Raw genomic sequence first — 13,215 nt, 5'->3', positions numbered from 1 at the left:
ATGGATGAAGATTTGACAACTATTCATATAACTGAAGCGTTATCATCTTCACTGATTATGGATTTGATGGATGAATATCCCAATTTAAGGGAGATAACCTGCGCTCCAAGTGTTTATGAAAGGACTCCAAAAAATTATATTGATGCATTGGAGCAATTGGATATTGAAGTTAATAAAAAGTATAACTGGGGTGCAAAAAGCCAGACCAATGGTGAGGAAAAGATTGTTTTGGATCTGGCAAAAAAGGGTCTTAATGCTCGTGAAATATCTGAAGAATTGAATATTAAACTTAATCGTGTTTATTATTTGCTTAGAAAAAACAAGGATAATGTTAAATTTGATAATTATAGAAGAAAATATGACCACAGTGAGGTTAAATCCCTAAAGGAAGACGGATTATCTCCAAAAGAAATATCCCAAAAGTTGGATATTCCGATTAGAACTGTTTATTATATATTAAATAAAAAATAATTACTTTTTTTAATAATGAGTTTTAAATAATTAATTATGATAATTCTACCACAAATGCCTTTATATGTGATAGCAATAATCTGCGGATTACTTTCTTTTTCTGTAACCAGATTATTCATGCCGAAGATTATTCAAAAATTAGAAGAAGCAGACATTGTTGGAAAAGACATTCACAAATCCTGGAAACCCGTTGTAGCGGAAATGGGTGGTTTTGGAATAATATTTGGATTTGTAATTGGAATGTTTTCAGGAATCTACATGCATGATATTCTAGCATTCCCGTTAATAATTGTTCTAGTTGTTATACTGCTGGTAGGAATGATTGGAATTTTGGATGACTTGCTGGCGCTTTCATCAAAGTCCAAATTCTTTTTGCTTTTCATTGCGGGTCTTCCATTAATGTGGGCAGCACCTCCTAATGTAGGAATATTGTACTTGATTTCACTTCCGATAGCTCTTTCAATAGGATCAAACCTAACAAACATGCTTGCAGGTTTAAACGGTATTGAATCAGGTTTAGGTGTTATTTCAATGGCATCACTAACAATTGCATGTATAATTCTGGGAAAATATGATGTAACAATCATATCCATGAGTATGCTGGGCGCATTGCTTGCATTCTTATACTTCAACAGATATCCTGCAAAAATTTTCCCCGGGGATACTGGTACATTAATCATTGGTGCGGCTATCGTATGTATTGCATTCATTGGTAGGGTAAAACTGATTGCACTCATAGTATTGATGCCAAATATTATTGATGCGGCATTGAAATTCTATTCCGCAGGCGTAATGAATCGTTCTCAGCAGAAACCAACACAATTGAATGATGAAGGTAAATTGGTAAGGCCTGATGTGGGATTCAAATCATTAATCAGATTGACCTTAAGAAAACCTATCGCTGAAAAGGATGCGGTTAAGATAATTTGGGCAATAGGAATCCTATTTGGCATATTGGGTATTGTTGTGGCATTGGTAATGCCTGGAATGCTTGAAAGTAAAACTCTAATGAACTTTTTACAAATTAAAGAGATGTTTTATCATATTTAGGTGATATAATGAGACCTTATGTAATTTTAAGTGCCGCTATGACATTGGATGGAAAAATAGCAACAGAAACAGGCAGTTCAAATATTTCAGGTGAAAAAGACCTTGAAAGGGTTCATGAACTTAGAAAAGAATGCGATGCAATAATGGTTGGAATCGGAACTGTGCTTGCTGATGACCCACGTTTAACAGTTCACAAAGTTGATGCAAATCCTGAAGATAATCCTGTAAGGGTTGTTGTTGACAGCAAATGCAGGACTCCAATAGCTGCAAGAATAACAAACAAAGACGCTAGAACAATCATTGCAGGGGCAAATGAATACAAATATGATTTTCTGGTTTCTGACAGATATGATTCATTTTCAAAAAGAGGAATCGACTTCTTTTGGAGTGGAGATAAAAGGGTGGACCTTGTTGCATTAATGAGTTATCTGCATGAAGAAGGGATTGAAAAGTTAATGCTTGAAGGGGGAGCTACCCTAAACTTTTCTATGATCAAAGCAGGTTTGATTGATGAGATAAGATTGTGTGTTGCGCCTATGGTGGTGGGCGGAGCAAATGCCAAAACATTATTTGATGGGGATGGATATCCATTGATGGATTTGGCTAAAAAATTAGAGTTGGTTGACTCTTATGAGTTGGATAAAGATTTAATTTTAACTTATAAAGTTATTAAATAATTTTTTTTTTAAAAATTGATTGTGTGGGGATTTTTTATATTTAAAATCCCTTATTTTTAATACTTAAAATATTCCTTTGCTTTTTAATAGTTCACGGGGATTGTCAACAAGTGCTTTCATAGCTTCTTCGTGAGTTAAACCCGCACCTAAAGCAATTTCATATGATTTATCAAAAGTAATCAAGTCGCTCGGTGCGTGAGTGTCAGTATCAACAAGTAATTTATTTCCTACTTCTCGAGCAACGTTTGCAACATGTCCGTTTCCGAGGCAGTGTCCTTTACGTGCTGAAATTTCAAGGTAGATATTATTTTCCTTTGCAATTTCAGCCTCTTCAACTGTTATCAATCCAGGGTGTCCTAAAATGTCTACATGTTCAGATTCAACAGCTGCTCGGTTGGTTCCTGGAGTTACAGGCTCATTCAATGTTTCACCATGAACAACAACAATTTTTGCACCTAATTCTTTTGCCCTTTCAGCTATTCCGTCAATTGATTCGCAAGGAGCATGTGTTACTTCAGCACCTAAAATTACAGTAATGTCCCAGTTGGAATTGATGTCATCAATTGCATCCTGAATTGCTGGTATTGTATCTACGTTTGACCAATCGACATGGTCTGTGATTGCTATTGCTTCGTGGTTTAATTTCAATGCTCTTCTTGCAAGCTCGGATGGCAATAATTCTCCATCACTAAACAAACTGTGCATATGTAAATCGATTCTTTTTGACAAAATATGACCTCTTTTAAATATAATATAATATTATATATAGTACATTTAATATAAACTTATATAACTTGAATATTTAAGAGGTATTAAAATGAAGGCTACTGCTTTTAAAATTACAGATGGCGTGTATTGGGTAGGTGTTATCCATTGGAACAGCAGAACTTTCCACGGATATGGAATTCCTGGAACCACTTACAACGCATATTTGGTATTTGGTGAAGAAAAAACTGTTTTGATAGATAATGCATACACAGGATTGCAAGACCAATTGGATGCAAGAATTGCTGATGCATTTGCACAGGAAGGAAAAGAAATCAAGATTGATGTGTTTGTCCAAAACCACTCTGAAATGGACCATTCAACCTATTTGAGAGACACTATCGACAAATACAATCCGGATGCTGAAATTTACGCTTCTCCAAATTGTGCAAATTTCCTAGAACAGCAATATCATAATTTTTCAGATTTGGAAATCAACACTGTTCAAACTGGTGATGAAATAGATATTGGTGGAAGAACCTTAAAATTCATTTCCGCTCCAATGCTTCACTGGCCAGACAGCATGTTCACATTTTTGGCTGAAGAAGGAATATTGTTTTCAAATGATGCATTTGGTCAACATGTATGCCATTCCAAAAGATTGGATAAGGATTATTCACTAGATTATCTGCTCAGGGAAGCTCAAAAATACTATGCTAATCTCGTAACATTAGGTTCCCCAATGCTTAGAATGAAATTGCAGGAATTAACTGACAATGGTTTAATCAATGAAATAAAAATGATTGCTCCATGTCATGGTCAAATATGGACAAATCCTGGACCTATTGTTGAAAAATACACAGAATGGGGATCTGGTGTATGCAAAGATAAGATTACTGTAATTTATGATACAATGCACCACTCAACTGAAAAGCTTGCTTACCAAATCGCTGAAGGTATTATGAGTGAAGGTGTCGAAGTGGAAATGTACTTCATGCAAGAGGATGGCCCTGATGATGTCATTACTGATATTTTGGACTCCAAAGCAATTGCTCTTGGTGCCCCAACCATGATGAACAAGCCATTCCCAAGGATTGGAAACATGATGTACTGGCTTGACTGCGTTAACTTCAAAGGAACTGGCAGTGAGAAAAATGCTTTAATATTCTCATCCAAAGGATGGGGTGGAGGTGCAATTGCAAAACTTCAATCCGAATTGGAAACTGCTGGATTTAATGTAACAGATACATTGGATGTTTTATTTGTGCCTGATGAAGAGGTGCTTGCTGAAGCATTTGAAAAAGGTGCTGAATTAGCCCGTTCCATAAAAGAATAGTCTCATCTATTCTTTTTTATTTTTTTATTTTTTTTTACTTTGTTGCATTCGGCAACATTTAAATACTTTGATTTATTTAAATTGATTTTGGAGATGATTGCATGTCAAGTATAGTGATTTACTTTTCAAGAAGTGGAGAAAATTATTTTGGTGGAGAACTTAAAAATATCGAAAAGGGAAACACTGAAGTAATAGCTGAATTTATTCGTGAATTAGACGGGGCGGATTTGTTTAAGGTAGAACCTGCTACTGAATATCCTGCAGATTATATGGAATGTATTGATGTTGCCAAAAAAGAGCAGCAATCAGACGCAAGACCTGAAATCAAAGAAACCTTAAATGATATTGCGGAGTATGATACAGTATATATAGGTTTTCCAAATTGGTGGGGAACTCTTCCAATGCCTATGTTTACACAGCTGGAACAGCTTGATTTCAACGGTAAAATCGTTAAACCATTTGTCACTCATGAAGGTTCAGGTTTTGGTTCAAGCCAAAAGGATCTGGCCAAATTGTGTGAAGGTGCTGAAATCAAAAAAGGATTATCTATTCCGGGTGCAGATGTCTATGATGTAAAGGATACTGTTGATGCTTGGATTTTGGAATAGTGATTTTTTATTAAATTATTTATTTTAAATCTTAAATGTTATTAACCATTTAATGATTTTCTTTAAATAATATTTTTGTTCAATATTATTATATTAATTTTGAATATTACTTATAAAAAAATTTAAAAAGATTATTTAATTATTTTTAAAAATCTTAAAAATTTGAAGTATTATCTTTTATATCCAAATTTTCATAAATAATCAAAAATATTGTATTTTTTTTAATAGATTAACATTATATTGGTATTTGTTTAAAAAATGTATTTGCAGATTATATATTTTTGTTTAAATTAATGATTATTTTTTAGAAATGTTTATATTATATGGACAAAATAAATTACCATGCGGAATATGAATTCATATAAATTGTAGTATTCCTGAGATTTAAATAATATAATATTATGTTTATTGAGTTAGAACAAATCTTATATTAAAATACTTAAATCAAATGCGTTAAATTAATTTTTAACTATTATGATTGGTATTTTTTGGCCTAGTGTTTTAATTAATGGATATAATTAATTTGATTAGTTATATTATGTTTTTGAAAGCATTATTATGGTTAGGTTATATTATTTGTAAGGGGTTTAAATTAACTGAAATAAATTTAAGAATTTATATTATTAAATTTGTGCAATTTGATTTAGTTTATACATATTTGGTTTGTCTCTCGTTTTGAGGGAAATAATGAAATGTAATAAACTGAAGATTTTGTTGGTATTTTTAATACTAATAATGTCCATTGGGATGGTTTCAGCAAGTGAAAGTGTTCCAACAGACACAGATGTAAATAATGGAAATGAACAGTTATCTATAAATCAAGGAAATACGGATGTTGATATATTAAGTGAAGATGGCGACGTAGCTACATTCACTGATTTGCAAACAGAAATTGAGAACGCTCAAGACGGTATTGTAACTTTAACTAAAGACTATAAATATGATTATATTAATGACCATTCATTGAGAAACGGTATTCCCGTTTCAAGATTAACAATAAATGGTAATAATCATACCATTGACGGAAGTGGAAATGCAAGAATTTTTGCTCAATACAGTGGACATGTAACTTTAAATGATATAAAATTTGTAAATGGACGTTCAGCCTCCGATTCAAACGGTGGGGCGATCCTAATTAATTCAGGTAACTTAACAGTCAATCGTTGTACATTTGAAAAAAATACTGCTACTAAACATGGTGGTGCTATTGGTGTATCTCTTATATCAGGTTCTACTCATGTAAACATTTACAATTCAAAATTTGGTAGCAATATTGCGGAATTTAATGGTGGATCTATATATGCTAGGAACTTGCTTGTCGATAATTCCTTATTCGAATCCAATAAGGTATTGGCAAGGTATTCAAAAAATCACTTGCAACTTGAAGAAAAAGGTTTAGGCGGTGCAATATTCGCTGCTTATTCTGTTCTGAACAGTTCAATATTTAAAAATAACAGAGTATTCAACCCTGGAGAATATCAAATTGATGAAGGTGGAGGTGCTGTTGCATCCATCAACCAATTAACTGTTGACAATTCAATATTTGAGAACAATATTGGGTTTAAAGGTGGCGCAATATTTTCAATTTCTCCATATGATTCAGAGTTGGTTCCAAGAAACTTTGTGAAAATATATAATTCAAAGTTCTATAACAATACTGCATACAGTGCAGGGGCAATTTGTTCGAATTATAACCTTACTGTTGACAATTCAGTATTTGACAGAAACAATGCTACTGGATACGGTGGTGGTGCTATCAATACTGGATTCAAAAGCAATAATAATATATTCGCAAATTCCAATTTCACAAATAATGAAGCGTTGAACTACGGCGGTGCTTTATCTACAAGTCATTCACATATAACAAATTGTATATTTGATGCCAATAAAGCTAGGCACGCTGGAGCAATATTTTCATTAAGTTTTGACATATCAAAGTCCATATTAAAAAATAATGTAGCAACTGAAGGGCGAAATATTATAGTTATCGACGGATATGAAAAGGATGATTATACAAAAATTGCCGATAGCGATTTAATCGTATATAATCAGCATGAAGTCCATGATTATCTGCATGATATTCTTGACGGTCATTCCCGTGATACTCACTACATTCCGACTGGTGAATTTGCGGGTTATCAAGTTTACTGTGTAGAGGAGCATTTGTTCCGTCCGGAAAATACCGAAGGTGTGTTGATTGAAGATTTGTCATATATTGTAAATTCAGTAGACAGATCTTCTGTAGAGGATTATCTTCGAGTAATGTTCTATCTGCTTGATGCATATCCTGAAAGGTATGATGATTATACTGAAGGCGATATTCAAACGGTAACATGGATATTTACAGATGGAGATTATCTAAATTCAAGAGACAGGCTTGTAAGGGATGTTATAAACCAGTATAGAAATCATTATGATGAAATGAATATGACTAATATGTCATATGTTCTTCCTAATGGTGATAAAATGGAATATGACATGAAACTGTTCCTGACTCCCGCCGATAGGCAAAATATGGTCTTGTTTAAAAGTTTTCCATTCGTTGAAAGGTTTAACGAAACAGTTAGAAAAGATACTATAAATACTACTGTTCTAGTTGGGGAAAATGTTCAATTTAAAATCACTGTTACAAACAATGGAAACATGATTTTAAATGATGTATTCGTAAAGGATATTCAATACAGTAAAGGATTAGTTTACAAAAAATGGCATAATGATGTTGGCAAATGGACATACGATAACCATGGAAAATGGGTATTGAACCAAGCATTAATGATAAAGCAGAGTGCAAGTTTCATAGTTGAGTTTGAAACCAGGGAACTTGGTGTTTTAAGAAATAATGTTACTTCCGGTTATGCAAATTACACATTGTCAAATTCAACTAATACTACTAAAACTTTACCTAACCCAGAAATGTCTGTAAGAAAAATATCTAACAATAGAGTAGTTAAAGTAGGTCAGTCTGTTAGCTTTACAGTAGTTGTTGAAAACACTGGTAAATATGATATTACTGGCTTATATATTATTGATAGGGATTATACTGAAGGCTTGGTATATGATTATTTCGTTGATCCATCCGGCCTTTGGCATTATGTTGGCGACGGCAAATGGATTTTCAACGGTGTTTTGAAGGTTGGAGAAAAAAGAAATATTACACTTTTCTTCCTTGCTAAGACAACTGGTTTAAAGAACAATACTGTTATTGCGGGAAATAATCAAACAAACAAAACGGTTAACAGTACTAATAAAACCAACGTTACCAAGGAAAAGAAACAAAAACATAAAAAACCAAAAAAACCTAAAAAACATAAAAAACCAAAAAAACCTAATGAAAAGCCACATAATAAAACTAAAGTTTCTAAAATTAGATATGATAAGAATGCAACAGGAAATCCATTGTTTGCTTTGATATTGGTATTAGTAACTTTAAACGTCACATTTTTAAGACGTAAAAAATAACTTTGGTTATGTATTCAATACATAACTTTTTTCTTTTTTTATGTAATGATTTTTTCACCAAATATAAATATGATGTCTGCAATATATAACTTTATATAAGCGACAATTTTTAGTATTTAGGAGGAGAAATATTTTGAAATTGAAAAGGACGGCATTGGTAATATGTTTGATTTTATTTGTATTCATCACCATGTCTGCTGTAGCATCTGCAGATAATAATACAAATAGTATTTTACAAAAAGCCAATGATGATAATAGTTTAAACATTAATGATTTAAATTATGAAAATTTAAGTAAAACGGGGGATGGAAGTTTCGCTGAATTGAATACTGCTATAAATAGTGGAACTTCAAAAAGCATTGATTTAACTAAGGATTATACTTATTCTAGTTCCGATGTAATTAAAGAAGGAATTTTAATCAATAAAAATGATCTGATTATTGATGGAAAAGGGCACACAATTGATGCTAATAGCAAATCAAGAATATTTTATGTAAATTCCACTAATGTGACTTTGAAAAATATTAATTTTATAAATGGTAATTCATTTGATAAATCCGGGGGTGCAATTTATGGAAATGGGGAATGTCTAAGAGTTCTTGACTGTACTTTCATAAACAATAAGGCATCCTGGGGAGGAGCAATCTTCTCACATCCGAACAGTTACTCAGTATTTGTTCGTTCCACATTTAAAAATAATACTGCAGAATATGGTGGTGCCCTTGTAACATATCACGGTATTAGGCAGGATGTGCTTTATTGTAATTTCGTTTCAAATCATGCAACAGATAGTGGTGGAGCACTTTTAATTAGAGGACAACTCGGAACAACAGAAAATCCATATGATGATGTCGTAAATGTCAGGGGTTGCCTTTTCACTGGCAACAATGCTCCTGAAGGAAGTGCAATATCCAATGACATAAGTGCAATAATCAATTTGACTGATTCAATCATTTTAGGAAGTAATCCCGAAACACTCGTTTATTCATGGGGGCGTATGTTTACTGCAAACAATAACTGGTGGGGAAATACCATAGACAATAGATTAGTTAAACCGAGGGTTACTTCACAAATAAATGTGGATTCATGGTTATATCTTGATTTAGCCATTAGTTTAGATTCATCAACTGCAACAGTTTCCATTAATAATTTATATAACAGTCAAACAGGTAAAGAAAGCATATATTCAACAAATAAATTGCCTTCAATTGGTGCGGATTTAACAGGAGTAAATGCCACATTGGATCCAAATAAAATCAATTTGGGCAATACTGGGAAAGCTTTATTTAATTATACTGTTTTAGGAGATTTCACAGTTATTGCAAATTGTGGAAATGTGGTTGTATCTAAAAAGTTTAAAAGCGGCAGCTTTAATGAATTACAATCTCTTATTGACAGTCATGATGATGAAATAGTTTTGCAAAAGGATTATTTTTATACTCAGAGCATAGACAAATCAGTTACCGGAATATCAATATCCAAAACATTAACAATTGATGGAAATGGTTATATCATCAATGCTGCTGGCAAATCAAGAGTATTTAATTTGATGGCAAAGGACATAACCTTAAAAAATATCGTAATTAGCAATGGTAATGCAAGATATGATGACGGTGCAGGTGTTAAAAGTCAAGGCATGAATGCAAAATTCATTAACTGTACTTTTATCAATAATGTTGCTGATGGGTCTACAGGTGGTTCCGCACTTTATCTTGCTGGTAAAAACACAACAATAATAGATTGTAAGTTTATAAATAATGCACATAACTATATCCTAGGTGGCGCAATATATTCTGAAGGGATGGGTCTCAACATTGAAAACTCCCTATTTGAAAACAACTATGCTAAAGTTCGTGGTGGTGCGATATATATCGGTCGTGATGGCGCAACCATAACTAACTGTATCTTCAAGAACAATACTGCCAGGGATGGTGGTGCTATATATGATTTAAAAAGAGAAGATAATCCTACAAGGATTTATGACTCCAATTTCATAGCCAACAAGGCAACATATGACAGCAATGATATTGGCGGTGGAGGTGCAATTTACGGTGGAGATATAGAAATAGTTGACACAGTATTCAGAGAAAATTTTGCAAAGAACGGTGCGGCCATATTGGCTTCTAATAATGTGAATATTGAAAAATCATCATTCATAAACAATACAGGAGAGTATAATGGAATTATATATTTCTTATATAATGGCAGTGTTTATGATTCAATATTTTTAAACAATAATATGAAATTGGGAGGATATGTTATTTCCAGTTTATGGGGTGGTGTAAAAGCCAATTATAATTGGTATGGTAATGTATGGTCCAATTATAAAAACACTCCTTCTGTTTCAAACCTTGCAGAAATGAACAATTGGTTATTCCTAAATTTAACCAATATTGAATATTCTGGTGAAACTTTCAGCGGAAAATTCGAGTTAATGGTCTATGATAGTGATAATGATGTTGTTGAGCTGTATGATTTCAGTAACTTGGAATCATTCGATTTAAATTTATCCTCTCAAAACTTAACACTCAATAAAAAAGTTGTCGCCCTTGATGAAACATTTGTTGCAGAAATAGATTATTATAAAGGAAATTTAATAGCAAGATATGAAGATGTTGTTTATAATATGCCTTTCAAATTCCAGAAAGACACATGGTTTGAATTAAATTCAACCATTGAAGTTCAAGTTACTAAAAATCAATACATTAACGAGTTGCTTCATCCTTTTGAATATAGTTACATGCCATTTTTGATTTCAAATCAAAGAATAACCTATGAAATAGGTAATTCAAGTATTGCAAAAGTTAGCGCAGCATCAGGCAAAATCACAGGTCTTAAAGTAGGAGTCACTACCCTCACTATTAGATTCAATGGTTATGATGTGATGGGTAGGGATATGTATAAACCTTGCAACATTACCGTTAAGGTTAATGTAACACGCATTCCTGTTGAAATTAAAGAATCCTATGAGGTTCCTAAAGTAATCTATGTTGGTTCCAAGGAACAATTAATACTCACAACAAACCCTTATGCAGGATTAATAACTTACAGCAGCAATGACACAAGTGTTGCTAAAGTCAATTCAGGAATTGTAAGTGCTCTTAAGGAAGGAGTAGTTAAAATTACAGCAACATATCCCGGAAATGAAAAATATCGTCCGGCATCTGCTTCATATGTCATAAAAGTCTCTAAAAGAGTAAGTTCAATAGAAATTATTCCTAGTGGAAATATCACTATAGACAAGGGAAATGACTATTATATTGGTGCAATTTCAACTCCATCTGATGTGGAATTGACTTACGCTAGCAGTAATCCAAATGTTGCAATAGTGGAAGGAACTAGGATTATAGGTGTCGGTTCAGGTTTTGCCTATATTACTGTTAGTTTTGCCGGAAACGACAAATATCTGCCGTCATCTTCAAAACTTCTTGTAAAAGTTATTGATTATGCAACTCAATTTGAAGTAAATTCTACAATAGAGGTTAATGTTACAGATTTCACTTCAATTCATGCTATATTAAAGGATATTGATGGAAACAGGGTATCCGTTCCTTATGGATATATTACATATCAAAGTAACAATACAAATATTGCAGAAGTTGATGCAAACGGTGGAATAACAGGAGTCAATCAGGGTAAAGCTTCAATATTAATATCATTCACAGGTTATCAAAAGTATCTTCCTTCACAAATCACCACAACAGTTGTCGTAAAAGTGGTTCCAACTAAAATCACTGTTGAAAGTGAAATTGAATTGCATGTTGATAATCAAGCAAAAATCAATGCGACTTTAGACCATGGAAATTCATATGACTTGCAATATTCAAGCAATGATACAAGTGTTGTAAGCGTCAGCAGGTACGGAACCCTTATTGCATATAAGGTAGGTACTGCTGAAATTACAATTAATTATCCTGGAACTAAAAAATATGTTAAATCAAGCGCTCGTGCAATAGTTAAGGTAACAAGAGTTCCAACTAAAATAGACGTTGGAAAAACTTTCAGCTTGTTGAAGGATGAAAAGGAGAATATCAATGCTCATTTAAATCCTAACCCAACAGCCGTATTGACCTATTTAAGCAGCAATAAAAATGTTGTTATAATCGATTCTGAAGGTATGGTCACTGCTGTGGGTCTGGGTAAGTCTATAGTCACAATAAGCTTTGCTGGCGATGAGAAATATGCTCCTGCAACTGAAGAAGTGGAAGTTAATGTTTACAAGGATTCCATTCCTACAAGCATTAATGTCAATAAAACAATTACATTATATGCATGTGATAAAATAGATATTGGTGCTGTATTAAATCCTTCAAATGCCGGCAGATTAATTTATACTAGTAATGATACAAGTGTTGTAAATATTGATGAAAAAGGTATTATTACTGCTGTGGGTAAAGGCAAAGCATCTATTTCAATTCACCTTGAAAGGAATAACAATAAATTCGAAGAAAGTAGTGCTAATGTGGTTGTAAACGTTCTGCTTGTTTCAACAAAAATAGATGCAGAAGAATCAATCACTGTTAATTTAACAGAAAATGCTAAACTGGTTTATTCTTTCAGCCATCCTGAAGCAGGTAATCTTGAATTCATAATTGCAAATCCAAATATTGCAACCTTTGAAAATGGAGCAATCATAGGTAAATCTGTTGGAAGCACCACAGTTAAAATCAATTTTAATGGAAATAGGCAATATGCATCTTCAAGTAAAACTGTCAAAGTTAATGTAGTTGATGTTCCTGTTAAGATTCTTGCTTCTGATGTTATCAGTGTGAATGTTACTGAGTCAGCGTATGTTGGTGCTAAGCTTGATCCTGCTGTTGCGGGTAGTCTTGTTTATACCAGTTCTAATAGTAATATTGTTAGTGTTGATAGGAATACTGGTAAATTAACTGCTAATAAGGTTGGTGAA

The 13,215-nt window shown here is 32.9% G+C and carries 8 protein-coding genes; 7 read left to right on the top strand and 1 reads right to left on the bottom strand.

The genetic code is table 11. From position 1 onward, the window contains the following. From QZV68_RS02200 to QZV68_RS02190, 3 genes are read left to right on the top strand one after another with little or no spacing between them, the layout of a single operon-like run. The gene (locus tag QZV68_RS02200; RefSeq protein WP_296878171.1) at window positions 1-471 is read left to right on the top strand and encodes a hypothetical protein; all 471 of its coding nucleotides are present in this window, start codon (window positions 1-3) and stop codon (window positions 469-471) included. Between the two features lie 36 nt (window positions 472-507). Beyond that, on the top strand, window positions 508-1,521 hold the full coding sequence (locus QZV68_RS02195) for a glycosyltransferase 4 family protein (protein ID WP_296878169.1): 1,014 nt from the start codon (window positions 508-510) through the stop codon (window positions 1,519-1,521). Window positions 1,522-1,529: 8 nt separating this feature from the next. Further along, entirely contained in the window at window positions 1,530-2,198 is a 669-nt protein-coding gene (locus QZV68_RS02190) for a 2,5-diamino-6-(ribosylamino)-4(3H)-pyrimidinone 5'-phosphate reductase (RefSeq protein ID WP_296878167.1), read from the top strand. A gap of 63 nt (window positions 2,199-2,261) precedes the next feature. Here the strand turns inward: QZV68_RS02190 and QZV68_RS02185 are convergent, their stop codons facing one another. Further along, the gene (locus QZV68_RS02185; protein ID WP_296878166.1) at window positions 2,262-2,927 is read right to left on the bottom strand and encodes a histidinol phosphate phosphatase domain-containing protein; all 666 of its coding nucleotides are present in this window, start codon (window positions 2,925-2,927) and stop codon (window positions 2,262-2,264) included. Between the two features lie 88 nt (window positions 2,928-3,015). Here QZV68_RS02185 and QZV68_RS02180 point away from each other — a divergent pair, with 88 nt between their 5' ends. The 4 genes from QZV68_RS02180 to QZV68_RS02165 all read left to right on the top strand — a co-directional run. Further along, on the top strand, window positions 3,016-4,239 hold the full coding sequence (locus tag QZV68_RS02180; RefSeq protein WP_296878165.1) for an FprA family A-type flavoprotein: 1,224 nt from the start codon (window positions 3,016-3,018) through the stop codon (window positions 4,237-4,239). Between the two features lie 101 nt (window positions 4,240-4,340). Beyond that, window positions 4,341-4,847, top strand: a complete 507-nt coding sequence (locus QZV68_RS02175) for a flavodoxin (RefSeq protein WP_296878164.1) — start codon at window positions 4,341-4,343, stop codon at window positions 4,845-4,847. 687 nt (window positions 4,848-5,534) lie between these two features. Then, the gene (locus QZV68_RS02170; protein ID WP_296878162.1) at window positions 5,535-8,306 is read left to right on the top strand and encodes a hypothetical protein; all 2,772 of its coding nucleotides are present in this window, start codon (window positions 5,535-5,537) and stop codon (window positions 8,304-8,306) included. A 133-nt stretch (window positions 8,307-8,439) separates the two neighbouring features. Further along, window positions 8,440-13,215 (top strand): hypothetical protein (locus tag QZV68_RS02165; protein ID WP_296878160.1); only part of this gene is annotated, 4,776 nt, incomplete at its 3' end.

The organism is uncultured Methanobrevibacter sp., from assembly GCF_902801725.1.
Taxonomy (GTDB): Archaea; Methanobacteriota; Methanobacteria; order Methanobacteriales; family Methanobacteriaceae; genus Methanocatella.
Note: the sequence above shows the minus strand (reverse complement) of the source record. Positions and strands in the feature narration are given on the sequence as shown.

Bases quoted from the DNA above. Each gene is read 5' to 3' on its own strand.
- QZV68_RS02180 (WP_296878165.1), top strand. From the start codon at position 3,016: ATGAAGGCTACTGCTTTTAAAATTACAGATGGCGTGTATTGGGTAGGT.
- QZV68_RS02195 (WP_296878169.1), top strand. From the start codon at position 508: ATGATAATTCTACCACAAATGCCTTTATATGTGATAGCAATAATCTGC.
- QZV68_RS02175 (WP_296878164.1), top strand. From the start codon at position 4,341: ATGTCAAGTATAGTGATTTACTTTTCAAGAAGTGGAGAAAATTATTTT.
- QZV68_RS02200 (WP_296878171.1), top strand. From the start codon at position 1: ATGGATGAAGATTTGACAACTATTCATATAACTGAAGCGTTATCATCT.
- QZV68_RS02170 (WP_296878162.1), top strand. From the start codon at position 5,535: ATGAAATGTAATAAACTGAAGATTTTGTTGGTATTTTTAATACTAATA.
- QZV68_RS02190 (WP_296878167.1), top strand. From the start codon at position 1,530: ATGAGACCTTATGTAATTTTAAGTGCCGCTATGACATTGGATGGAAAA.